Origin of the sequence: Pseudanabaena sp. lw0831 (assembly GCF_016584665.1) — a bacterium.
In the GTDB taxonomy this organism is placed as follows: Bacteria; Cyanobacteriota; Cyanobacteriia; order Pseudanabaenales; family Pseudanabaenaceae; genus Pseudanabaena.
Map to the genome: position 1 here is coordinate 32,420 of NZ_BBJB01000072.1, position 25,044 is coordinate 57,463.

Annotated in this window: 22 protein-coding genes and 2 pseudogenes; 14 read left to right on the forward strand and 10 right to left on the reverse strand. The window is 42.5% G+C overall.

What is annotated here, in order from left to right; all coding sequences use genetic code 11:
- Positions 1 to 130 precede the first annotated feature (130 nt).
- On the reverse strand, positions 131 to 904 hold the full coding sequence (locus APA_RS15050; RefSeq protein WP_201323085.1) for a DUF305 domain-containing protein: 774 nt from the start codon (positions 902 to 904) through the stop codon (positions 131 to 133).
- Positions 905 to 1,122: 218 nt separating this feature from the next.
- On the opposite strand from APA_RS15050, the gene APA_RS15055 reads away from it, so the two are divergent.
- On the forward strand, positions 1,123 to 1,596 hold the full coding sequence (locus APA_RS15055; RefSeq protein ID WP_201323086.1) for a hypothetical protein: 474 nt from the start codon (positions 1,123 to 1,125) through the stop codon (positions 1,594 to 1,596).
- Between the two features lie 140 nt (positions 1,597 to 1,736).
- On the opposite strand, the gene APA_RS15060 is transcribed toward APA_RS15055, so the two are convergent.
- Complete coding sequence (locus APA_RS15060) at positions 1,737 to 2,438, reverse strand: DUF305 domain-containing protein (RefSeq protein ID WP_201323087.1); 702 nt, start codon at positions 2,436 to 2,438, stop codon at positions 1,737 to 1,739.
- Between the two features lie 68 nt (positions 2,439 to 2,506).
- Positions 2,507 to 3,715, reverse strand: a pseudogene (locus APA_RS15065) (heavy metal translocating P-type ATPase); the annotation flags it as partial.
- 296 nt (positions 3,716 to 4,011) lie between these two features.
- On the opposite strand from APA_RS15065, the gene APA_RS15070 reads away from it, so the two are divergent.
- Complete coding sequence (locus tag APA_RS15070; protein ID WP_201323088.1) at positions 4,012 to 5,586, forward strand: efflux RND transporter periplasmic adaptor subunit; 1,575 nt, start codon at positions 4,012 to 4,014, stop codon at positions 5,584 to 5,586.
- Between the two features lie 24 nt (positions 5,587 to 5,610).
- On the opposite strand, the pseudogene APA_RS15075 reads toward APA_RS15070, so the two are convergent.
- The 3 genes and pseudogenes from APA_RS15075 to APA_RS15085 all read right to left on the reverse strand — a co-directional run.
- Positions 5,611 to 6,207: pseudogene (locus APA_RS15075) on the reverse strand (IS630 family transposase); the annotation flags it as partial.
- An 11-nt stretch (positions 6,208 to 6,218) separates the two neighbouring features.
- On the reverse strand, positions 6,219 to 6,557 hold the full coding sequence (locus APA_RS15080; protein ID WP_201320605.1) for an IS630 transposase-related protein: 339 nt from the start codon (positions 6,555 to 6,557) through the stop codon (positions 6,219 to 6,221).
- Positions 6,558 to 6,766: 209 nt separating this feature from the next.
- The gene (locus tag APA_RS15085; RefSeq protein WP_201323089.1) at positions 6,767 to 7,966 is read right to left on the reverse strand and encodes a GNAT family N-acetyltransferase; all 1,200 of its coding nucleotides are present in this window, start codon (positions 7,964 to 7,966) and stop codon (positions 6,767 to 6,769) included.
- A 233-nt stretch (positions 7,967 to 8,199) separates the two neighbouring features.
- Here APA_RS15085 and APA_RS15090 point away from each other — a divergent pair, with 233 nt between their 5' ends.
- Positions 8,200 to 8,931: a Uma2 family endonuclease gene (locus APA_RS15090; RefSeq protein WP_201323090.1), complete on the forward strand. Its 732-nt coding sequence runs from the start codon at positions 8,200 to 8,202 to the stop codon at positions 8,929 to 8,931.
- A 23-nt stretch (positions 8,932 to 8,954) separates the two neighbouring features.
- On the opposite strand, the gene APA_RS15095 is transcribed toward APA_RS15090, so the two are convergent.
- Both APA_RS15095 and APA_RS15100 read right to left on the reverse strand, forming a co-directional pair.
- Positions 8,955 to 10,079, reverse strand: a complete 1,125-nt coding sequence (locus tag APA_RS15095) for a PepSY domain-containing protein (protein WP_201323091.1) — start codon at positions 10,077 to 10,079, stop codon at positions 8,955 to 8,957.
- Entirely contained in the window at positions 10,079 to 10,639 is a 561-nt protein-coding gene (locus APA_RS15100) for a hypothetical protein (protein WP_201323092.1), read from the reverse strand. The genes APA_RS15095 and APA_RS15100 overlap by 1 nt, the downstream gene beginning before the upstream one ends.
- 38 nt (positions 10,640 to 10,677) lie before the next feature.
- On the opposite strand from APA_RS15100, the gene APA_RS15105 reads away from it, so the two are divergent.
- From APA_RS15105 to APA_RS15115, 3 genes are all read left to right on the forward strand, one after another.
- A complete protein-coding gene (locus APA_RS15105; protein WP_201323093.1) occupies positions 10,678 to 10,902 on the forward strand; it encodes a type II toxin-antitoxin system Phd/YefM family antitoxin in 225 nt (74 codons plus the stop codon).
- Positions 10,903 to 10,980: 78 nt separating this feature from the next.
- On the forward strand, positions 10,981 to 11,307 hold the full coding sequence (locus APA_RS15110; RefSeq protein ID WP_201323094.1) for a hypothetical protein: 327 nt from the start codon (positions 10,981 to 10,983) through the stop codon (positions 11,305 to 11,307).
- Positions 11,308 to 11,315: 8 nt separating this feature from the next.
- A complete protein-coding gene (locus tag APA_RS15115; protein ID WP_236579599.1) occupies positions 11,316 to 11,516 on the forward strand; it encodes a hypothetical protein in 201 nt (66 codons plus the stop codon).
- Between the two features lie 18 nt (positions 11,517 to 11,534).
- On the opposite strand, the gene APA_RS15120 is transcribed toward APA_RS15115, so the two are convergent.
- Positions 11,535 to 14,120, reverse strand: a complete 2,586-nt coding sequence (locus tag APA_RS15120) for a TonB-dependent siderophore receptor (protein ID WP_201323095.1) — start codon at positions 14,118 to 14,120, stop codon at positions 11,535 to 11,537.
- 140 nt (positions 14,121 to 14,260) lie between these two features.
- Positions 14,261 to 14,821 carry a hypothetical protein gene (locus tag APA_RS15125; protein ID WP_201323096.1) on the reverse strand — a complete coding sequence of 187 codons (561 nt, stop codon included), beginning with the start codon at positions 14,819 to 14,821 and terminating at the stop codon, positions 14,261 to 14,263.
- 698 nt (positions 14,822 to 15,519) lie between these two features.
- Here APA_RS15125 and APA_RS15130 point away from each other — a divergent pair.
- The 8 genes from APA_RS15130 to fusA all read left to right on the forward strand — a co-directional run bounded on the left by APA_RS15130 (position 15,520) and on the right by fusA (position 24,957).
- The gene (locus APA_RS15130) at positions 15,520 to 17,583 is read left to right on the forward strand and encodes a TonB-dependent siderophore receptor (RefSeq protein WP_201323097.1); all 2,064 of its coding nucleotides are present in this window, start codon (positions 15,520 to 15,522) and stop codon (positions 17,581 to 17,583) included.
- Between the two features lie 297 nt (positions 17,584 to 17,880).
- On the forward strand, positions 17,881 to 18,537 hold the full coding sequence (locus tag APA_RS15135; RefSeq protein ID WP_201323098.1) for a MotA/TolQ/ExbB proton channel family protein: 657 nt from the start codon (positions 17,881 to 17,883) through the stop codon (positions 18,535 to 18,537).
- Positions 18,530 to 18,958 (forward strand): biopolymer transporter ExbD, encoded by a 429-nt coding sequence (locus APA_RS15140; RefSeq protein ID WP_201323099.1) that lies wholly within the window; start codon positions 18,530 to 18,532, stop codon positions 18,956 to 18,958. The genes APA_RS15135 and APA_RS15140 overlap by 8 nt, the downstream gene beginning before the upstream one ends.
- A gap of 47 nt (positions 18,959 to 19,005) precedes the next feature.
- Positions 19,006 to 20,241, forward strand: a complete 1,236-nt coding sequence (locus tag APA_RS15145; RefSeq protein ID WP_201323100.1) for an energy transducer TonB — start codon at positions 19,006 to 19,008, stop codon at positions 20,239 to 20,241.
- A 647-nt stretch (positions 20,242 to 20,888) separates the two neighbouring features.
- Positions 20,889 to 21,638: a triose-phosphate isomerase gene (gene tpiA / locus APA_RS15150; RefSeq protein WP_201323101.1), complete on the forward strand. Its 750-nt coding sequence runs from the start codon at positions 20,889 to 20,891 to the stop codon at positions 21,636 to 21,638.
- A 192-nt stretch (positions 21,639 to 21,830) separates the two neighbouring features.
- Positions 21,831 to 22,244 (forward strand): 30S ribosomal protein S12, encoded by a 414-nt coding sequence (rpsL, locus tag APA_RS15155; protein ID WP_103668804.1) that lies wholly within the window; start codon positions 21,831 to 21,833, stop codon positions 22,242 to 22,244.
- A 76-nt stretch (positions 22,245 to 22,320) separates the two neighbouring features.
- Complete coding sequence (rpsG, locus tag APA_RS15160; protein ID WP_094536346.1) at positions 22,321 to 22,791, forward strand: 30S ribosomal protein S7; 471 nt, start codon at positions 22,321 to 22,323, stop codon at positions 22,789 to 22,791.
- Positions 22,792 to 22,875: 84 nt separating this feature from the next.
- Positions 22,876 to 24,957 carry an elongation factor G gene (gene fusA, locus APA_RS15165; protein WP_201323102.1) on the forward strand — a complete coding sequence of 694 codons (2,082 nt, stop codon included), beginning with the start codon at positions 22,876 to 22,878 and terminating at the stop codon, positions 24,955 to 24,957.
- Positions 24,958 to 25,044 lie beyond the last annotated feature (87 nt).

The following is a 25,044-nucleotide window of genomic DNA, read 5'->3' on the forward strand; positions in this document are numbered from 1 at the left end:
TTAAACCTTATTTTTTATACCGATCGCCATAAGCAGACTTCAAGAAGTCTGCTTATGGGAATTATTAAGCTGTTACCCAAACTAACGGCGGTACGCCGCAGGAATCGTCCACTCTACTAAACAAGCTAGATTATTGATTCCAAGCTTGTTGCCATCCTTTCATTTGCATGATTTCAGTATTCTGAGATTTGATAATTGACTGAGCCAAAGTACGGATTTCTGGACGAGTAGAACGAGTAGATGCCATCTGAGCCATCATCACCGCCATTTGATGATGCGGAACCATTTGGCGCACAAATTCCTTGTCAAAATCCGAAGCTGTCTTGAGCGCATCCATATCCATACTCATCATGCTATGCCCCATATTCATCATGTTCTGTCCCATGCTCATCATGCGATGTCCCATGGCGATCATGTTATACCCCATACTCATACTGTCTTTTCCCATGTTCATCATAGGAGAGCCTTCGCTCATCATGTTATGCATCATGCTCATCATGTTTTTATCCATATTCATCATGGGAGAGCCAGAACCTTGCTTAGGAGGGTTTCCCATCATCTTCATGTCAGTCATTGAGGTTAAAGGAACTTCTTTGCCGTACCATTGTTTATACCAAGTACGCATTTCTTGAATTTCACGAGTTTGATCTTTTTTAATCGCTTCAGCGATTTTCTTAACTTCTGGGCGTTGAGAAAGAATTAAAGCAAGGTCAGCCATAGCTATCGCATCTTGGTGATGAGGAATCATCATTTCGATAAAATGCTGATCGACTTGAATTGATCTGGATTGTTGAGAACTTTCTGATGCAGTCGACGATTGAGCCTGTATGCTATCGGCAAGCCTAGTCACAGCAACACTACTAAGAAGCCCTGCTAGGCTGTAGATCAAAAACTTGTTTTTCATAATTCTATTTTCAGTTAAGGAATGACATTAGGCTGATTCCATTTTATTATTTCAGCCCTGTGATTGATTTGCAGATTGAGTTAACTGAATCGATTGATTACATTACAAAACAAAATGATCGTCACCCAATATTTAATCTACTCTTTAGTACAATAGAGAGTTACTTTTAATCTTTCTGTAATGTTGAGCAAAAGTTCTGTAGATAAAATAGCATTGTGATGAAAAAGCTGATAAACCAATGGATAGCTCAAATTTTGGCTGCACCAGAAACGAACTTGTTTTTATGCGCCTTTTTACTGCACTTCGTTTATGAAGTTTGGGAATCACCCTACTTTGACTTCTACGCGATGCCTTCTTTATCAGACAAGGTGAACTACATTACCCACTGCACTGTAGGAGATGGAGTAATTACTGTGATTAGTGGATGGATAGTAGCTGGGTTATATCGATCGCGCAAATGGATGCTCAGAAATACTTGGAAATCAACATTACTATTTACGGCTCTAGGTTGGATATACACCCTCATTTCAGAAATTTATCGCATCCACATTGCCAAACTTTACGGCGTTTCAGTATTCCTCGTGCCAGTTATTGACATTAGCTGGCTGCCACTATTGCAATGGATAATCTTGCCACCGCTAGTTCTATATATGGCTAAACGTTATATGTTGAGTACAGCGCATTCTGGGTAAATCCAGTGTAACTTTACTCCTTTTTAGTTCAGTGTTTTCCAAGTTTTGCCAGCATCTTGAGATTGAAAAACTTGATTCTTTTCGTTAACAGCATAAAGAATTTGGGAATTATTAGGAGCAACAGCTAGCTTGATAATCACCTATTTTTTATACCAAGCCTTTCTCCATTCCTGCATTTGTTTGATCTCTGCTTTTTGTGAAGAAATAATATCTTGGGAAAGTTTCTTGATTTCTGGATGGGTAGACTTAGTTGAAGCATCTTGCGCCATTAACACAGCCCCTTCATGATGCGGAATCATGGCATTGATAAACCTGAGATCGAATTCGGCATCCTTTGCCCCTAAATCTTGGCTCATCATCATCCCTTTCATTTGGTCGGGAGTCATTTCCATCATATGTCCCATTTGAGCATTATGCGCCATCGGCATATTACTAGCAGAGGGATACCATTGTTTGCGCCAAGCTTGCAAATCGGAAATCTCTTTAGTTTGCGCCTTAATAATTTCATCAGCCAGCTTTTGCATCTCAGGACGTTGAGATTTTCCCTTAGCATCTTTTGCCATATCTAAGGCTCCTTGATGATGGGGAATCATCGCATCAATAAAGCGCAGGTCAAAGTTCGCATCGGCTGCTCCTAAATCCATTGCCATGTGCATATTAGTGGTGCTATGCATTGTTGTCTTCGCCGCAGGTGTAGCGCTAGGTGTCACCGCGATCGGACTATTGGAAGCTGATGTTTCTGAATTGGTTGTTGTACAAGAAGCTAAGGCTAATGTTGAGATCGAGGCGATCGCCACTAAACCGAAGCTGTGAGAAAGAATATTTAATTTAGGAAAATTCATAGGATTTAAATTTTTTAGTTATTGACTAAAGTTTAGAACTAAAAAATGAAATGGAGATGAAATCATACTCCCACCATAATCGAAGTAGGAGCCGCCAAGCCCAACGCACAAGGACAGGCAATAATCAGCACCCCAACCGCAGAAATAGTCGCCAGTGTCAAGTTGCCCATGACGCTGAACCAGATCAAAAATGTAGCGATCGAAATGGAAATAACCACAGGTACAAACCAACCTGTCACTTGATCTGCCAATCTCTGAATCGGTGCTTTCGAGCCTTGCGCCTGCTGCAAAAGTTGGACAATTTGCGCTAGTACTGTATCTTTGCCCACATGACTAGCTCTAACCTGTAAGCTCCCAGTTCTATTCATGGTCGCACCAATCACGCGATCGCCACTCTTCTTCTCAATGGGAATACTTTCGCCTGTAATCATTGATTCATCGACAGTGGAATTGCCTGCGATCGCTTCACCATCGACAGGGATTTTCTCGCCTGGGCGCACAAGCACGACATCACCAATCAGCACATCTTCAATGGGAATATCAAATTCGTGACCATCACGGAGGACTCGCGCCGTTTTTGGTTGCAATCCCATTAACTTACGAATTGCATCGGATGTTTCTCCCTTGGCGCGATTTTCAAACAGTTTACCCAGTAGAATCAGCGTAATTACTACCACTGAAACCTCGTAGTAAACCTCAGGCTGTAAACCTTGAGCAATGAAGAAGCTAGGGTTTAAGGTGACGGTGAGGGAATAGCAGAACGCTGCCATTGTGCCTAATGCAATCAATGTATCCATCGTGGCGGTGTGGTTCTTAAATGCTTTCCAAGCACCGATATAAAAAGAACTTCCGCACCATATCTGTACAGGTAATGCTAGATAAAGCTGGAACAAAGAGTTATGCAGCCAATCAGGAATAAAGGGAAGATTCAACCCTGTCATCATCGGTAGCGAACCGATCACTAAGATTGTGCCAATCACACCACCTGATCCGACTTTGCGAGTTAAGTCTTGTAATTCAGTTAACCGTGCTTTTTTATCTGCATCCTCGCCATTTGCCGATAAATCTGGCACAAATGCTTCATAACCAAGATTAGCGATCGCCTTTTGAATTGCCTCTGGACTAATTTTTTGGGGATTGTACTCAATTGCTATTTGCGCGATCGCAAAGTTGACATTACTACTAGCCACACCTACTAGCGATCGGGTTGTGGTTTCGATGCTACTGGCGCAAGAGGCACAGTGCATTCCTCGCAGCTTCATTGTCATCTTTTCCATTATTTTCTCTTTTCTCCCAATTTATAGAGTTGCAAAATCAGTCGCTAATCCCTCACTCGGATTTCGGTTAGTACAAGTTTCACATTCATACTAAGTAACTCATCATAATTAAAACCCAAAACCAGAGTGTGAGTCGCCCGTGTAGCGGGCGACTCACACTTCTAGGTTTTAAGGTTAATTATGATGAGTTACTTACCAATATATGCCCAATTGATTAATCTTGCTATTTCATTCTCATTTCACAATTCTCTGAAACAATTCGTTAAGTCCACTAAAATCTATAAAAAACATTGCCCATGTTGAGATTTTCTGTTTCAGGAGTGATGTGTTTACCCCTATGCATTTCTTTAGTTGCCAATCCTGCTTTAGTTCTTGCCCACGCAGGACATGGTAATGAGTTTAAAGAGAGTAGTACAACTCAAACCTCAGGGATTTCTGTGGATCAGGAAGTGGCTAAACGCTTAGGTGTTAAAGCGGAACCAGTCAAACGTCAGGTTCTCAAGTTGGCAATTAAGACAACTGGACAAATTGAGACTTTGCCCAGTCAAAAGGCAAAGGTAACAACTCCGGTTAAGGGAACGATTTTAGCTTTATTAGTGGAACCTAATCAAAAAGTAGAAGCAGGACAACCTGTGGCGGTGCTATCTAGTCCTGATTTAGCGGGATTACAGGTGGATGCGATCGCAAAACAATCAGAAGCTGATGGAAATGCGATGTCCGCGATCGCGAATCTGCAACTAGCCGAACAAAATCTTGCGCGGCAAAAATCTTTAGTCGAAGCTGATATTCAGCAAGCTCAAACAGAACTGAATTTAGATAAAGAACGTTACGATCGCGATCGCGAATTATTTACTCAAGGCGCAATTACCAAGCGACAGGTTCAGGAATCGGAATCTAAATATGTTGCCGCAAAGTCAGCTTTAGCTAAAGCTTCCAGCCGTTTACCTTTGCTAGAAGCAGAGGCGCAAATGAGTCGGGCGGCGGCGGATGTGCAGGTAGCGCGATCGCGGATTTCTCTGAGTGGTGCTGCCTACGAAGCGCGGCGCAATCAGTTAGGGGCGATCGCTAATCCTGATGGCACGGTGACGGTGGTTAGCCCGATCGCTGGCATAGTTAGCGATCGCGAGGCAACTTTGGGCGAGTCGGTGGAGGAGTCAGGTAAGCCAATTATGACGATTGTGAATGATCGGCAAGTAATGGCTTCGGCAAATATCTATGAGAAAGATTTGAGTCAAATACGGATTGGTCAAGCTGTACAGGTGAAAGTGGCGGGAGATAATACCAGTTTTGCGGGTAAGGTTACAGCGATCGGGGCAACTGTGGATAGTACGACTCGCGTTGTACCTGTGAAGGTGGAAATCAATAATGCTCAGGGCAAATTGAAGGTAGGGATGTTTGCAGATATAGAGATTATTAGCGATCGCGCTTCGCAACCAGTAATCGCAGTTCCCATTGCATCTGTAGTGGAAAGTAACGGTAAGCAATTAGTGTTTGTGCAGAACGGAACTAAGTATCAGCCTGTCGAAGTTAAGCTTGGGAGGACTTCTGGTGATTTAGTGGAAATCCAAGATGGCTTGTTTGAAGGGGATCTAGTAGTTACGCAAAGAGCGAACCAAATTTATGCTCAGTCTTTGCGTGGCGATGCTCAAGAAAATAAAAGCAATCCCAATGACGACAATTACAGAACTGAGAAGGATGTTTCTAATACTAGTCAAGGTTGGCTGGTAATTGCGATCGCTTTAGGGGCGATTGGTGGTGGTGCGATTGTTGCTTTGGCTTTTTGGCTTGGCAGGCGATCGGGTACAAAAATGGTGATTTTGCGGGAGCCATCTGATGAGTTATCTAAGATAGGCGATCGTATTGATAGATAAGGTATTATACAGCCCATTGAGCGATTAAGTAGCACAGTAACAATACTTAGTAAACCAATTTTTGAAGAAATCCTTTTCTAACAAAAAAGGGAAAATGTTGATTAAATGCTGGAGTAGTTTTTGAGACTGAGGTCTGAGCAATCTAATAAAATATTTGAGAACCGACCACATCATCTCAATTGGATTAAAATCAGGAGAATAGGTGGGTAAATACAAAATCTTAGCTCCTGTATCTGTAATTGCTTGTGCTACACCCTCAACTTTATGGCAGTTAAGGTTATCCATGATTACTCTATTCTCAGGACGTAATTTAGGTACTAGGTCATCTTTGATAAAGGTGAGAAAATCTTCTCCTTTCATTGAACCCTGAATCGTTTTCAGCCAGACAATACCATCGACCGAAATAGCCCCAATGACTGTGTATTTCTGACCTTTGTAAAAGGGGCGATGGCTGAATACTCTTTTGCCACGCTCACTTCTTGCCACAGAGCGTTCCATCCCTTGCCATACTCCCGTTTCATCAATACAAATAAGATCTTCAGCTTTCACATCCTGCAATGCTTCCCAAAATTCACATCTTTGCTGCTGTACTGCGTCACTTTTTACCTTTTCACTGCGATATGTCTTTTTTTTTACGTGCTGTTATGCCTCTGGAAAAATCGGCACATACTGCCCGTGGTCACTGATACTCCTGTTTGTTCAGCTACTTCCTCACAGTACTGCCATAGTGTCCAATCTGGATGTTCTGAAACAATTTCGAGGATTTTCTCCCGATGGGCTTCGAGGGGACTTTCGATTTGACTCCCTAATGGTTTGTGGTTTAGCTCTCCTGTCTCTCGGTATTGATTCAGCAGTGTTTGCACTGTTTTCGTAGCCACTTGAAATTGTTTAGCTACTTTCCTAATGGATGTATTTCCTGCTTCATAGGTTGCTACGATCTTTTGTCTGAGATCTAGTGAGTAAGGTGGCATTTTTACCCTCTTTTTTTATCATCTATCCTATTTTATCTTGTACTACTCTTTCACTCAATAGGCTATACTTGACGAAGATGGGACTATCTTTGTTTTTGTTGAAAATTTGCCGCAAGAAATTATTGATAAAGCTGGTCGTCTACTCATAGATATTGCGATAGGTTTATATGGATACAAATCACGATGTTAACAAGATTATTAAAAACAGCCTAAAGCTTTAAATTTGGTTCAGCAAAATCAAAAGGCAATTCATTATTAATCGCTTGAATTTGCTGTGCCTCGTAAGCATTTACTTCATTAATATGGGGAATTAAAATATGCTTAAGCCGATCGCGATAAAAACGATGCAAACTGTAATTTGGAGTCGCAGGAAACCCACGCCGCTTCTTATGCTGTCCCCCTGCCCCTGGATCAAAGCGTTTAATGCCCTGTGCGATCGCCCATTCGATCGGCTTGTAATAGCAAGCATTGAAATGCAAACAATCAATTTCTTGTAATGCTCCCCAATAACGTCCAAATAATTGATCTTCCTTGCGGATACAAAATGACATTCCCAATGGTTGCGGATGAGCCTCGATCTCACCCGCTACAAATACAAGGCGATCACGAAAACTATGGGCGAGATTCTCAAAAAACTTGCGGTTTAAATACTTACTACCACCCCAAAACTTATTGCAATGATCGTTATATAGCTCATACATATAGCCATAAAAATAATGCGGAATCTCCTCACCCGTATAAACCCGCATGTTAATTCCCGTACTTTCCACCGATTTACGCTCACGCTTAATATTGCGGCGCTGATTGGCGTTGAAATTTTTTAAATAATCATCAAAATCCGTAAATTCTTGATTTTCCCAAACATAGCTATGATGCATCCAAGTCGTGAAGCCCCGTAACTCTAGCTCATGCTTCCAACTAGGATCGACATATAAAAAGTTGCAGCCAGACATTTGGTGTTTGTCGCAGAGGCGATCGATCTCCGCCAACATCAAGTCATAGATTTTTGATAATTCATCGGGGCGATCGCTAAGTTCAGGATGCACCAAAAAGCGATAGCCCACCGCAGGCGTAAACGGAGCCATCCCCAATAGCTTCGGATAATACTCAATGCCCAACCGATAGGACAAATCCGCCCATTGATGGTCAAACACAAATTCGCCTTGGCTATGCCCCTTCAAATATAAGGGCGCAGCCGCTACTAATACATCTCCTTGCCATACCAATAAATGACTAGGTAGCCATCCCTGCTGAGCGATCGCACAGCCCGAAGTCTCCAGATTTGATAGCCATTCCCATTCAAAAAAAGGCGTTGCCAAAGGTTTTGCAAGAATATTCCATGCCTCAGCCTTGACCTTATTCACCGTATCCACCCAAGTCGTCGTATAACGGGAAGCTTTTTGCAGCATAGTGAAAGTCTTGGCAATGTTAAGTAAAGTATTTAGTATACATAGCTTAACAAATTAAGTTATTTACAATAATTTTCACATTGTCTCTTTTAGATAGTTTTTTGCGATCTCGATTAAGTAAGTTGGTGGAATTAAATCTATGACTAGGTTATTGATTAGCTTAGATATTTCTAGATAAATAGCGATCGCTTATAATATTTCTCAAATAGATAAGACACTTTTGGGGTTAGCTGATGCTAGAAATAGATATTAAACATCTGCCCACCAGCGATGAATTAATCGGTTCGGATGATACACCTGTGGATAATGAAGATCAGAATTTTGTGCCAAACGTTCTGCTGTTTTTGCTGGAATATATCTGGGGAAATCGCGATGATTGGTTTTTTGCCGTGGATATGGGTGTCTATCACACTACAGGATTAAATCCCAAAGTACCCGTAGTACCAGATGGTTTTTTGAGTTTGGGAGTGGAGCGACGCAAAGGTGGAGGATCGCGCAAGAGCTATGTAGTTTGGGAAGAACAGAATATCGCACCCATATTTGCGCTAGAGGTGGTATCGCAAACACCTGGTGGAGAGTACGATGAAAAGCTTGCTATAAATCGCCAGCTAGGAGTGAAGTACTATGCGATATACAATCCTAAATTCTGGCGGCGCGATGGACATCCACCTTTAGAAGTCTATAAGTTAGTAGAGGGAGATTATCAGTTACAGTTCAGAGAACCACTTTGGATGCCAGAAATCGGTTTAGGAATTGGACGCTGTGTATTGCCATCGGATCGGCTAAGACGTGAAGTTTTAAGTTGGTTTGATGAACAGGGTGATCGCTATCTTAGTGCCGAAGAGCAGGAGCGTCTGGCTAAAGAACAGGAGCGTCTGGCTAAAGATCAAGCTAGGCATAGAGTAGAACAGCTAGAAACATTATTGCGATCGCATGGGCTTGACCCGAATCAACTAGCCGAATAGAAAGGCGATCGCAAATAGTCCACCTACTTGTTTTCTTGTGGGGTTTGTCCTGCCATCAAATCTTGCGATTCTTTCTTAGCGGCTTTATTCCATTTTCGCGCTGCCAGCATTTTCGCACCTGTCACAAATAGCAATAGAGGCACAATGCCTACAAATACATAGAGAATGCGAGAAGGTAGCCCAGAGATCGTGCCGAAATGTAAATTTGCAATTATGATGAGGACGCGAAAAAGAGCATTAGGTTTAAGAACTTTATTCGCTACTAAGACTTCACCGCTATAGCGATCTAGCTCTATTGTACTTAGATCAAAGCGCCCTGTGTCTTGTTCAGGAAAGTGTTTAGTAACTATAAACTTGTGAGGCTGTTGAGGATTAAAGGCTACAGTTGTGATTTTTCCATCAGGGAATGTTGCTTCTGCTTTTTGTAATAATTGATGTAGGGGAATGGGAGGCTGATTACTGCTAACGATAGGTTGCGGTTGCATTTCCTTAGCACCTAAAATCAAAGATGGGAAAAGATGCAGCCCCACAATAATCACTCCTGTAATGGCAAGAATTGCTAGAAACAATTGAGAAATTATTCCTGATACTTGATGAAGATCGAAGCTGAGGATTGATAAAGGTGCATCCCAACGAATCTTGAAACCCGATCGCAATTTCCGCCAACCAGTCCAAAGAATTACGCCTGTGATTGACATGAGAAGTAGGGCAATTCCCACGACAATCAAAATGATCATGCCGATATTACCTAAAAAAAGCTCATGATGCAGCGTATACAGGAATCCTGTTAGGGAATATTCCCAAACTCTTTCTCCTAAAATCGCTCCTGTATAAGGATTGACAAAGGTTTCGAGTCGATGTCCATTCTTGTCGGTCATGGTGACAGTAAAGGTTCCATCAGATTGTTTAGGGAAGCTTACAGATTGAACGGGTAATTCGGGATGAGCTTTTTGCGCGGGGGAAATAATGTCGTCTAAGGGAACCATCGCTGTTTGGACATCAACTTTATGCCATGACTGGTTAATGGCATGATCTAGCTCTTCATGAAAAACAATGCCAGCACCAGTCAAACTGACAATGAGGAATAATAGTCCCATCAACAGACCAATGGATCCATGTAGCGATCGCACTAAATTACGAATTTTCATCATCCCTCACCACAACGATTTCTACCATTGTTGCAGTAGGTCGCAAACCAAGGAGAGAAAGACTTTTTGTCATCCTCATCTTTGCTCATGTTCAATAGTGTGGTGAGGTCAGATTTGGTGTCGCCATAACGGAAGTGCATATGAGCAGGGTCGCCATGGGGGACGACAACAGTGATGTATTTGAAGCGATCGCAAGCGGGATCGGCTTTCTCATCTTTTGCAAGTTCAAATTGATCCCAAATTGCTGATTTGAATAGGTCATAAAACTTAGGATCTTTGGCAGCACCCATATAGATGTAAGTGCAGTCTTTAGCGATCGCTTGAGTTCCTTCGTTATCAGCATAGAAACTAAATTTCTCCATTTTGTTGACAACTAAACGCTTGGGATTGCGCGGATCGTTTATAGATGCTTGATGATCTTGATTGATGAGAAATGTACCATCAAGTCCTAAAAACGGAACTTTGTGGGTATTAGGAGAAACGATCTGTGGCTCGGCTTGAAGGGCTAGAGGTGCGATCGCTATACTAACTGCGATGAAAGTGATTGAATAATTTTTCATGATAATGTAGATAGTGTTAATTGTTTGGAGTTAAAACCATGCAAGTTTCTTTAGTCGAAGCTTCTGCTAACCTTAGCGATTTGGTTCAAGCGGCGATCAATGGTGAAGAAGTAATTTTGCTCAACGGCGATCGCCCTGCCATCAGGCTCACACCAATACAATCAGTAAAACCAAACCGTAAGCCTGGTAGTGCTAAAGGATTAATCTGGATGTCGGATGACTTTGATGAGCCTTTAGAAGAATTCAAGGAATATATGGAATAAGAATTTTTATTGATACTCATGTTTTTATTTGGTATGTTCAGAGTAGTGAGCAGTTGATTTTGAGCTAGGAAAAATGCTGTGAGGAAAACGCCAGTTGATTTATACCGTATGGGAAATGCTGTTACCGCTAGGTTAGAGAATATCCGAGTTAAAGATATTGAAATGTATGAGGATAGAGGTAAGACTTGGGTGGCAGCAAATTCAGGTGGCATATCAACTTTCTCTGTGCGTGGAAGTGGTAAAAACTGGTGGAAACTCGATCAAGGTTCTGAGATCCCAAATGAGCTTCGAGTTGTGAATGATTATGGTAATCACTGGTTGTGGGAGCCAATCTATTCCATGCCGTTAGATGATTATCAAGAGGCTTTAAGATTGGTTGGTGAGCAGTTTTATAAAGTAAGTTGAGAAACATCATGATAAATTTATCTCCAAAGACAATACGATTTATGGTGGAAGCTTTAGAATTTAGGATTGCTGCGTATCAAAACCAATTAGATACCGAAGCGATCTCTGATGATGAGATTTCAGATTTGACGAACGATCTGCTGTTTTTAGAATCGTTGTTGCAGGAATTTCAACAAACCTTGGATACGCCTATTGCCAAGGTTTATTGAAATCTATGGGATTAATGCTTAAAACTGCAAAGAAACAGAACCAACTACGGTGAATGGATCGCCAAAGTTATTGCTGGCTCCCCTCGTTCCAAAAGCACTTTCGATATATTTGACATCACCAATGTTTTTGAAATTAAGAGCAAAACGCCATTTGTCGCGCTTATAGAAAATTGCCGCATCGGTGGTGAAGTAGCTACCGAGAGCAAAGCTATTCGATAGATCACCTTGGCGATCGCCAACATATTTAAAGCCCAGTCCAAACCCAAGTCCTTGCAAATCACCTTGCTGGATTTCGTATGTAGTCCAGAGACTGGCACTATTTTGAGGTAGTCCAAACAACTTATTGCCAATGATTGTGGGATCGCTATCAGCCGTGACTTCGCCGTTAATATTGGCATAGGAAGCAATGATCTTCCATCCAGGCAGAATCTCTCCTGAAACATCAAACTCGATACCACGACTGCGTTGTTCACCAGAAGCGATCGAAAAGAGAGGGAAGTTAGGATCGGTAACAGCGATATTTTGTTTGGTAATATCAAAGTAGGCAAGAGTAGCAAAAAGCTTGCCATCTAAAAACTCTGATTTAATGCCAAATTCGTAGCCCCAACCGCGTTGTGGTTCTAATGCTTGTCCTGACGCTGTGGTTGCTGTATTTGGTGTGAACGATTGAGAGTAACTACCATAGAGAGAGAGCGTATCAGTCAATTGATACAATAATCCAATTCGAGGCGTAAAAGCACTGGCATTTAGCGTACTTTCACCTGAATCTGTTGATGATCCTGGAATATTTACAGTCCTTTGCGAGAGTACGTCATAACGGATACCTGCCAGTAGTTTCAAATTCTTGAGGATGGAAATTTGATCTTGCAGATAGAAGCCCCAACTATTACCCGTTGTGGTACTGCCGCCAAAATTCGGCAAAGTATTTTCACTGGGTTTTACCAATCCGTAGGTAGGGTTAAATAGATTAAGAAATCTAGGGGTAAAGTCTACGGCTGATATAATGCGGCTGTCTCTGTAAACATAGTCTATACCTGCAAGCAGCGTATGTTTGACATCACCCGTAGCAAATTCACCAGTTACATTGGTTTGAAAAGTGTAATCTTTGTTTTGGGATTCTTGAGAAGCAAGGACACGAAATACATTCCCAGTTGCTTCAATGAAAGCCAATGGCAAAGCTACTACGCCAAAGTCATAGTTATAGGATGTATAGCGAAAAGCATTCCGCAGTTTCCAATTGGGATCGAAGCGATGTTCGAGGGTATAGCCAAGATTTACAGTTGTATTTGTAACCGTGTCGCTGGGTTCAGTAATGATGCGATCGCGTGGTATATCAGCAACTCCTTTACCAACAGCAGGAATGCCAAAGGTGGCAGGACGGGTGCTATTTGCATATTCAAAGGCAATATTTAGATCGGTCTGGTCGTTGATTTTCCAAGCGATCGTGGGGGCAATGTAGTACTTCTGGTCGGGTTGTGTATAGTTCTGGAAAACATTCTGATTTTGGAACAACCCATTAACTCGATAAAGCACCTTGCCATCATCAGATAAAGGACCAGAAAAATCGAATCGAGGACGAATGAAGTTTCTACTACCTGCTTGTAGTTCTACTTCATAAAATGGTGTTGCTAAAGGTTTCTTGGACACTAAATTTATCAGTCCACCTGGCTCGATCGCACCATACAAAATCGAAGCAGGTCCCTTGAGAACTTCGATGCGTTCCAGATTAGCGACTTCAAAATTTGGCTGAGTACCTGCTTCTCCAGAGGAGCCAAATCTTCTAAATCCGTCTAGGATCACTGGAGAGCCTGTAAATCCACGAATACTGAAGGTATTACCACTTCTGCCTTGGACATCACCGCCAAAGGTAACACCACTGACATTATTAAGGGCATCTTTGACTTGAGTAATCTGTTGATCGCGAATAATATCGCGTGGAATCACTTGCACTGAAAATGGTGTTTCTAGAATGGGGGTATTTGTACCAGTGACCGAGGCATTGGGAACACGATAACTAGGAGCGCGATCACCTGTCACTACAATGTCTTCTTCGCCATCGTCAGGTGTTTGCGCGACAGGATTGGGATTAGCATTACGAGAAATTACACTTGCTTGAGGTACAGCATCAACGCCTGTAACAATCACGCGCACATAACTAGCATTTGCCTGACTCACAGAAACATTGGCAATACCTTTCGCTGGATTCTCAACTAGAAAGCGATCGCCATCTGGCAGCGATAACGTGGCATTGGGAATATCAAAATAAACTAATTTCCCTGAAGTTTGTGGTGCGGGTGGTGTGATGCTGCCAATGGCTGTTTCGAGAATTACTTCGATGCCATTAGTCGTGGGGCTTACCTTTATACCCGTCACTTTCACCGAGTTAGTAGCATTTTGGGCAAGTAATCCTGATGCTTTGGTTGAGACTTGTTGCAAATTCTCAACAGTTTGAACTTTCTCCACAGATTCAGAGTCTATTTGATTACTAGCCTGAATTAGATTTTCGGCTGAGGCATAACCAATCTCGGAGCTTAAAAATTCGGGAATAGCAATGCTAGCAATGGCAAAGGTAGCCCCAGCGAACAAAATGCGATCGTATTTCATTATGATGTTGTGTATCGATTTGATATTGATAATTTCGGGGCAAGTTGGCGCTTGCCCCATTTTTTTGCGAACCTAAGCCTCGGAACCTTGCACAAAGTTAGGTTTTAAATCCGAGATAAAGCGGTTATCTCCTAGCAAAACTATGCAGGATCGGGAATTTTTAGCGCAGCTTTAGACTTGAGCAATACATCGCGATAACGGTAACTTGCACGCACGATCGCACCGCGATCGGTCATCAAGACTTGGCTATTCGGCATAGCAGCTATTTCTCCCGAACGGAAAAATGGGGCAACTGTTTTCAAACAATCCCGATAAGCAGATTCTTCTTCAGCCACAATATCTTTACTAAGAACTGACTTATGAAATCCTTTGTATTCAGGGGAAGTCTCACCACCATCGATCGCATAAGGACGGGCATCTATATCTGTATCTTCTTTCTCAAAGCTGCCAGCATAAACTTCTATCTCTTCATATGGAGGTCGAGAATTGACATAAGCCGTCTTTGCTCGCTCTAAGTCGCCACTATTCAGGGCTGACACAAGATTTTCTACCAAAGGGAGCTGATCGTTAGCGCGGTTGCGAAAATAAGCTACTCCATTATTTACTTGGGTATTGTAAGAACTGGTTTGAGCTGCCAAAGCGCCTGTCCAGACAAGGGCTAGTACAAATATTGCGATCGCCAAATAGCGGATTTTTTTCATTTTTATAGCCATAAACTTAAATTAAATCATTCTCAATAAAGATAAAAGGATTTGAGCCAACAATGACATTAGCTAAAGAAACTGGAATAAGACTTAAAATCTCTTTATTCTAATTTCTTTGATTTTGCCAACACTAAATGATCGTTACAGCAAACACGGAAATCCTTATACTAGGCTCATTTAAACGAAATTGTACATAGTTAGTTAAGATCTTAGGATGTACGGTTAAGCAAAAAAACCTTGATAATATCGAATAACTTAATGAGATATACTATCAACTACTTGAAGAAATTTAGCATAATATGTAATATTATTGCAAGTTAATATCGTTAATGATTTAAGTTCTTGTTGACTTGTATGTAGCCAGTAGCCAATTCTGAATGAAAAAATATTTACTTTAACTGAAAATTTTGTGCGTATTAACTTCCCAAACACGCTCTTAAACAATGCATTGCATATCCATACAAGAAGCGTTCTATTTGATAATGTGTCTTTTGACATTTTTCATTAGGCAACCAATACTAGACAGTTAATCAATTGAGATATCAACCTATATGGTATTTAGAAATATAGCCTATAGAAGAAGTGGCTGAACGTATTCAGAGATATCTTTGTTGAGGTTTTTGAATTGTCCTAATTGTTTCTGAATTCACTATATAGGTTAAGTCAATTGATTTAACTTGTGAGGAGTGGTAAATATGAGTCTTTTAAAGTTGCTATTATTGGCATCTAGTTTTTTATCGGCATTTTGGAGTTTGACTAATGTGGCTAATGCAGAGCCATTAACTGTTGAGGAAATGCGATCGCAGGTTTCGCACCGCAGTTCAGATTTAAGGTCGGTATCTTCTACTCAGCCAGCAACATCTCAACCGATCACTCAAACCACGGTTGAAGATGACAGCGATGAAACCGAGATCCGAGTTACAGGCACGCGATCGCCATTTGCACCTAGTTCTTCCCCCACCTATATCATTCCAAAATCCGAAATCGAGCAACAAAACCCTAGTACTGCCGCCGAGCTATTACGCAGCTTGCCAGGATTTGCGATTAATGATTATGGCTTTGGTGCTGATATTCATACAGGGACATTTCTTCGTGGCTTTTCGATCAATCAATCCATATTTCAAATCAATGGGCGCTCCTTTGGTAGCAACGTTAATACCTATCACGGCGGTACTGATCTCAACGGTATTCCCGCCGATGCGATCGATCAGGTAGAACTTACAGGTGGTACTAGCGCAACTCTTTATGGTTCAGAAGCCTTTGGTGGAGTGATCAATCTAATTACCAAAAAATCTCCGCAACCCCTCAAGGCAACCGCAGGGGTAGAGATTGGTTCCTATGGCTATCAGCGCTATCGAGTTGGCTATGGCGGCACTTTAAATGATGTCAACTTCCGTTTAGGTTATGAACGTTTTAGCACTGACAATAACTATCCTGTACCAGTGGGTGCTGCTAACCGCAATCCTGCTGATGGCAGGTTGTTTAATGGCGACACCCGCATTGACAACTTCTATGGCAGTGTCGAAGCTCCCCTTGATCCTCGCAATTCTTTTAGCCTTGATGCTTACAAGACCGCTAGTCGGCGCGGACTGCTCTATTTTGGATTTCCATTACAACGCGATCGACTCGATCATGATTTGCTAAATATCGGCACAACTCTAACTACCAAACTGGGCGACGGTAATGACTCTATTCTCAAAACCACAATCTCGTACAATCAAGACTTTTTCAATACTTACGGGCCGTCAGGAGCGTTCTTTCGGACAGGTTCCTTAGACTCTAAAGCCCTAAGCGGTCGTGTTGAAAGCCAATGGCAAATCTCACCGACTTATAAGCTCACATCAGGATTGGATATCAGTAGTAGTTCTATCCGTGGAGACGTGTTTAGTAACAATCCTGCTTTCAGCGTGAACACTGGTGTGGTCAGTCGCGATCGTACACTTGTGGCTTTGTTTGCCCTGAACACTTTGCAACTTGATAACAATTTTCAGCTAGAGCTAGGCTTGCGCCAAAACTTTACCAATGATTTTGGTAGTTATCTCAATCCCACTGTTGGGACTAGATGGAATATCACACCTGAGATCATCTTCCGCAACAGCTTTGCAGTTCTCCAGCGCAATCCTGGACTCGATCAGCTATTTGTCCCTGATAGCGTTCATAGCTGGCTTCCTAATCCTAACTTGATCCCTGAAAAAGGTGTGGCGTATACGGCGGGATTTGACTTTAATCTTTCCAATTCTTTCGTTGCTCAATTAACCTATTTTGGCAGCAGTTTAAGCGATCGCCTCGGAATTATTGCAGGACGTTGGGAAAATGTAGGACAGGTGAGTACCAATGGTATCGAAGCGGCTTTAAAGTTGCAAATCACCCCTGAGTTTTCATCATTCTTCAACTATACCTACACCGATGCCATAGTTACTAGTAGTAGAAATGCTTCTGAAGTTGGCTTACAGTTAGCTACAGTTCCCTATTCTGTCGCTAAGTTGGGTATTAACTATAACTCCAATGGTTATCAAGCCAATCTATTCTTTAACTATTACAGTGGCTCTCGCCGATCGGTATTTGCCGCCACAGGAGTTAACCCTACTGAGTTTTCACCAGCTTATCTCAGCCTAGATTTTAATGCTAAGGTTCCATTATACAAAGATTTATCTTTGACCCTAAGTCTAGAAAATCTAACTGATCAAAGCTACGAAAAAACTAACCGCATTTTTCAACCTGGGCTCACCTATCGGATTGGCTTACAAGCTAGTTTTTAAACTTAATTTAATTAAGGATTTGCATTGAAACTACTGAGAGTTTTCACAAGTTTAGGAATAAAACCCAAAATTGGTGAAGCGGGCAAAACCCGCCTCACCAATTTTGGGTTTTAATAAATTTTCATTTCTTAGTAGTATCTGGAGAACTATAGCATCCTAGCAAAAGCACCTGAAACCAACTCTGTATAGCTCATACACGAAATATGACCATAATACATTAATACAAATATACGTTATTATTACTGCTAAATATTTGCATTAGTGTATTATAAAAAATGCCTAGCATAATTTCACAATATGTCTAAACTGTTTGATACCCTAGTCGCAGGTGGATATACGATTATTCCACTCCTGTTCTGCTCATTTTTAGTTGTTTCTTTAGCGATCGAGCGTTCTATTTTTTGGTCGCAGGTTAGGAAACAACAAAAGCGAGTCGTCAGGACAGCCCTGCAAATTTACCAAGAAGATCCCGCTCAAGCTGAAGATTTTCTACAAAAACATGCCGATTTACCGATCGCCCGCATTTATCTAGAAGCTATATCGATCCCCAACTCGACACCCACTGAGTTTGTCCTTGCTCTTGATGCGCGGACACAATCGGAAATTCCTAAGCTCAAGCGTTTTAACAATATCTTTGAAATTATTGTAGGACTTGCCCCTTTACTCGGCTTACTAGGAACTGTGACAGGATTGATTGCTTCTTTTGGCTCGCTCACCCTAGGTGATGTCGGCGGCTCGAAAGCGCTTAATGTTACAGGTGGGATCAGTGAAGCTTTGATTTCTACTGCGGTGGGATTGATTGTAGCGGTTATGGCTTTAATTACAGCCAGTATTTTTCGATCGCTTTATGCTCAGCAAGTAGCCTATTTTGATGAATGCTGCGCTCAATTAGAGTTACAACATTTGCGATCGCATCGACAACAAGCACATCAACAGGTAATAGCCAATGTCTAGAAGAAATCGCCGTCGCCATGACGAAGACATGTCAGATCAGGCTATGGAAATCAAAAATGTTGTGCCGCTTTTAGATGTTCTATTCGCATTGCTTACCTTCTTTGTCATGTCTTCATTATTTCTCAATCGTACTGAAGGTCTACCAGTTGACTTACCAAAGGCTCAATCGGGAGCGATGCAAAAAACACCTGCTCGCGCCACAATCAGCGTCAATGATAAGACAGAAGTATTTCTAAACAAACAAAATATTGGAATCGCCGAAGTTAGCGATCGCGTTAAACAGTTATTAGAACCAAATCAAGATCTTGTAGTAGTTCTCAATGTCGATCGTAGCGTCCAGCATGGCGATGTCATTCAAATTATGGATCAACTGCGTCAGATCCCCCGTGTAAAGATGGCGATCGCCACCAAAGGCAGCTAATGAGATCCCAATCTAAAAAATTAAAACACTAATTAGGAAATAGACCTATGAATGTATCTGAACTTGATGAAATCCGATCTAAAAAAGAAAATCGCACCTTAGCATCGCTACTATTCATAGGTTTTGTTGGCTCAACTTGTATTCATGCAGCCGCCATGATCACTCCAATGCCAACTTTGTGGAAACCTGTCAGCAAAGAAGATGACACAATGGAAGTTGTGGTCGATACGACAAAAACACCCGAAGAGAAAGTTACAGAAGTCGCTAAAGAAGCAGAGCCAATTGACAAAATCGGAACAAATCAACCTGTTGATGCTGCACCGCCTGCGATCGCCCTTGCTCCTGAAACTACAACACCTCTACAAGAAGGCAAAGACGCGGCGGCTCCAGATAGTTTTAAACCTCTGCTTACTACAGGTTTTAGCGACACAAAAATTCAGCAGGGTGGTGGCCCGATCATAGCCAAAAATGGAATTGGTTCAGGTTTTGGCAATTCTAAAATCCCGACAGGCTTTGTGCTTGGCGGCAAAATCAATGGTAATCCTAATGGCAAAAAAGATGGAGTAATTGGTGGCGTCGTCAATGGCAACCCAAATGGAAAAGGAACTCAAACCAGCACATCACCTCCTGCCATAACTACACCTAATGAAGCTAAGCCCCTAAAACTTGAATGTCTCAGTTGTCCAAAGCCCCAATATCAAGGTAAAGAAGGAACGCCCAGAGTCACCTATGATATTGGTTCCGATGGCAGAGTCACAAATGTGCGCTTGCGCCAATCTAGCGGTGATGAGCAAACCGATCTCGAAACCATCGAAGCGATGAGTAAATGGCAATTTAATCCGCAAACTATACCTGAAGGAGGACGTACTAATGTCAAGGTGCGGGTCACTTTTGAAGAGTCAGGTTCACAATTTCAGCGCGAAAATGAAGAACGTCGCCGCAGAGAAAATGAACAGCTCGCCGAACAAGAACGGACTCAGCGCGACGCAATGCGATCGCAACCAGCCCCCAAAGCTACAACATCAGTTAATAATCCGACTCCAGCGCGATCGCCTTTACCAACATTAGCGCCAATAGTTGATACGCCGACCGCTGTAATACAGCCGCCCGCGCCAATTGTTGATACTCCTGCCGCTGCAATACAACCGCCCGCGCCAATTGTTGATACTCCTGCCGCTGTAATACAACCGCCCGCGCCAATTGTCGATACTCCTGCTGCTGCACCAGCGCCAGTAGAGTCCACACCTGCACTACCACCACCTCCACCGTTAAGTGGCAAATAATCAGCCACTTACTTTAGCAATTGCTGCAATCTTGAGTTGAAGGTTTAAATCGCAAGAAACTTGTGAATTTATGTAAACAAATAGTATTGTGTAACACTCCCTGAGTTAATGTATATACATGGCACAAGAGACAAAGCAACTCAATCCAAACGCAAACCTAGCTTAAATTTTGAAAGCAAAAAGGAGAAGCAAAAAGAAAGAGTTAAAAGTCAAATCGGATTGACGCTTAGTTGCTCCCCACGATTCTTTCGATCTTTACGGGGCAGTGCTTATTCTAAAGATCGGTGTAGTTTTGATAACTTCGATAGCCTGTATTGTTATTGGGGTCTCTTAACTTTTTGTCCAATGATTCTTTGGGTTTAGACCTAGCATGAAGACAAGATGAGACAAACTTATGTAGTTGAAAAGATAAGGGCTACAGCGTACAGTTAATCAATGCCAACACGTTCCAGTAAACCTCTAGTAGAAACTTTAATTGAATTACTTTAAAACATGAGTCTAGCAGCCTTCTGCTAGACTCATTCAGTTTTGGGGACAAAAGCAAAGACAATCGCTTCGCAACTACCTTTGCTTTTAATGATCCATTCTTCGGTAAAATAGACAACAATTCTTTATTTTCATGATCTTAACTCAGGGGTAAACGAGCATTGCGTAAAATCGTTATCGCTGGCAACTGGAAAATGTATAAAACCCAGTCTGAAGCCAAAACATTTTTCTCGGAATTTCCTGCCCACCTCAAAGCCACCGCTTCCCAAGCGGCGATCGCCGATCAGCAAATCCTCATTTGCGTCCCCTATACAAATTTGGCGATCTTACAAACAGTCGTGCCAGCGATCGGTCAAGCAAACCTGAGTATTGGCGCTCAAAATGTCCATTGGGCAGAAAATGGCGCATTTACAGGTGAAATATCTGCGCCAATGTTGCTAGAGATGGGCATAAAGTACGTCATCATCGGACATAGCGAACGTCGTCAGTTTTTCGGTGAAACCGATGAAACCGTGAATAAACGGCTTAAAGCTGCCCAAGCTCATGGCATTACACCCATTCTTTGTGTTGGCGAAAGCAAGCAGCAACGGGATGCTAATGAAACTGAATCATGGATTTTTTCGCAGCTCGCCGCTGATCTTATTGATGTTGACCAGAATAATTTGATTGTTGCCTATGAACCAATTTGGGCGATCGGCACTGGAGACACTTGTGCCTCTAGCGAAGCTAATCGCGTGATCGGACTGATTCGTGGTAAGCTTACAAACCCTAACGTCACAATTCAGTATGGTGGTTCCGTCAAAGCTGATAATATTGACGAGATCATGGCGCAACCTGAAATTGATGGTGTGCTGGTTGGCGGAGCAAGTCTTGACCCAGCAGGCTTTGCCCGAATTGTAAATTATCGTTAGTTTTGCCTGTATTGCCTTTTGTTTACAAGTTGTCCCTCTTAAAGTCAGCGATCGCCACAGCCGACATAACCATAACAAAGCTCATCAGAATCATTACAATTGTTTTTGCAATTGACTTTGTGAGACGTACTTTGTTATAATTATGTGCTGTTGATTAGAATACACAGCCGCAGATATACCAAATCATCACTTATGCCCACGATCCAACAGCTCATCCGCAGTGAGCGCCAAACTATAAACACCAAAACAAAGTCTCCTGCCCTAAAAAGTTGTCCGCAACGCAGGGGAGTATGTACGCGCGTCTACACTACAACACCCAAAAAGCCCAACTCTGCACTTAGAAAAGTGGCACGGGTACGCTTGACTTCTGGATTTGAAGTCACCGCATACATCCCTGGTATTGGGCATAACCTCCAAGAACACTCCGTTGTGATGATTAGAGGCGGTCGTGTAAAAGATTTGCCAGGTGTGCGTTATCACATCATCCGTGGCACACTCGATACTTCAGGCGTAAAGGATCGTAAGCAAGGACGCTCTAAGTATGGTGCGAAGCGACCCAAGCCAGGTCAAGCTGCTGCCGCAAGTACTGGCAAGAAGAAGAAGTAAGAATCATTCGCAAAAGGTTTTAGTAACCATTTAGTAAAATTAGCAATTCATTTTATAAGGTGAATTTAGTACCGTAATGTCCCGTAGAACGAAAGCTTCAAAGCGCATAACTCCCCCCGATTCGGTTTATAACAGCCGTCTTATTAGTATGCTTATCCGTCGTGTAATGTCACGCGGCAAGCATTCTGTTGCTTCTCACATTGTTTACAAAGCCCTTGACACCATTGGCGAACGTACAGGTAATCCACCATTAGAAGTGTTTGACCGAGCCATTCGCAATGCTACGCCATTGGTCGAAGTCAAGGCTCGTCGTGTTGGTGGTGCTACCTACCAAGTGCCGATGGAAGTCCGTACTGATCGTGGTGTCGCCCTAGCACTTCGCTGGTTAGTCCAATATTCTCGTGGTCGTGCTGGACGTAGTATGGTTACTAAACTAGCTAACGAGTTGATGGATGCTGCCAATGAAACTGGTCAAACCATCCGTAAACGTGAAGAAACCCACAAAATGGCAGAAGCAAACAAAGCGTTCGCTCACTATCGTTACTAATCTAAAGCTATTAAACCTTAGCTTGCCTCGCTATACTATTCTTAATATAAATTCTCAATTCCTGACAAACACGAGGAAACTATTGTGGAACGCTCTATTGCCTTAGATAAGGTACGCAATATAGGTATTGCGGCGCATATTGATGCTGGTAAAACCACAACTACAGAGCGCATTCTATTTTACTCTGGCGTTGTTCACAAAATAGGTGAAGTCCATGATGGCAACGCAACCACAGATTGGATGGCGCAAGAACGCGAACGCGGCATCACAATTACGGCTGCTGCGATCAGCACCAACTGGCAAGATCACCGCATTAATATCATTGATACGCCTGGACACGTAGACTTCACAATTGAAGTAGAACGTTCTATGCGTGTACTTGATGGTGTGGTTGCTGTTTTTTGTGCTGTGGGTGGCGTGCAACCTCAGTCAGAAACTGTATGGAGACAAGCTGATCGCTACAAGGTACCTCGCCTCGTATTCGTTAACAAAATGGATCGCATGGGCGCGAACTTTTTGCGAGTAATGGCGCAAATACGCACTCGTTTTGGCTCCAATGCCGTCCCAATTCAACTGCCCATCGGTAGTGAGGCAGAACTGGTAGGTATTGTCGATCTTGTCAAAATGAAAGCTTATATCTATAAAGATGAAATAGGCAAGGATATCGAGGAAATAGATATTCCTGCTGACTTAATCGAACTAGCCAATGAGTGGCGCGGAAATCTACTTGAATCAGTAGCCGATTCCGATGATGCTCTGATGGAAAAATATCTTGACGGCGAAGAACTCACCGAAGACGAGGTCAAATCAGGGCTGCGTAAAGGAACTTTGAGAGGCAAGATCGTACCGATGGTTTGTGGTTCGGCTTTCAAGAATAAAGGCGTACAGCTATTACTAGATGCCGTTATCGATTACCTTCCTGCTCCTAGTGATGTCAAACCAGTTACAGGCTTGCTATCTAGCGGTGAAGAAGCCATCCGCGAAGCCAAGGATGATGCACCCATGTCAGCACTTGCCTTCAAAATCATGGCTGATCCCTACGGTCGTCTTACCTTTGTTCGCGTCTACTCTGGTGTCTTGAGAAAAGGTTCCTACGCTTTAAACTCTAGCAAAAACAAGAGAGAACGTATTTCTCGCCTGATCATCCTCAAAGCTGATGATCGTCAAGAGGTTGATGAACTCAGGGCAGGAGATCTTGGTGCAGTATTGGGACTCAAAGACACCTTTACTGGTGACACGCTTTGTGATGAGAGTTCGCCGATTGTGCTTGAGACTCTGTTTATTCCAGAACCAGTTATCTCTGTTGCGGTTGAGCCAAAAACGAAGCAGGATATGGAAAAACTATCCAAGGCTTTGCAGTCTCTCTCTGAAGAAGATCCTACTTTCCGCGTCATGACCGATCCAGAGACCAATCAAACAATTATCTCTGGCATGGGTGAGCTTCACCTCGAAATTCTTGTTGATCGCATGAAGCGTGAGTTTGGCGTTGAAGCTAACGTAGGCGCACCTCAAGTTGCTTATCGCGAGACTATCCGCAAAACCGTCACCGATATAGAAGGCAAATTTGCCCGTCAAAGCGGTGGTAAAGGTCAATATGGTCACGTTGTGATCAATTTGGAGCCGACCGAACCAGGTACAGGATTTGAATTCGTATCGAAAATCGTAGGTGGTGTGATTCCTAAGGAATTCATTAAACCTTCTGAGCAAGGTATGAAAGAAGCCTGTGAATCGGGAATTCTTGCGGGTTATCCTGTGATCGACCTTAGAGCTACCCTCGTACATGGCTCATTCCATGACGTTGACTCTTCAGAAATGGCTTTTAAAATTGCTGGTTCAATGGCAATCAAGGAAGCAGTTATGAAGGCTCAGCCAGTGTTGCTGGAACCGATGATGAAGGTTGAAGTCGAAACCCCTGAAGACTACATGGGTGACGTAATTGGTGACCTTAGTCGTCGTCGCGGCAATATTATAGGTATGGAAGATACCGCGTCTGGTAAAAGTGTTGAGTCAAGAGTTCCTTTGTCTGAGATGTTTGGTTACTCTACTGACCTTCGCTCGTCAACTCAAGGTAGGGCAAGCTTCTCAATGGAATTTAGCCATTATGAAGAAGTGCCTAGGAATGTGGCTGAAGCCATCATTGCTAAAAACAAGGGCAAAAAAGAGTAGTGCTTTAAAGTACTCTACAAATACTCTATAAACTAGAGTAATAATTACCGAAAATACTCTATTAACTAGAGTAACAATTACTAAATT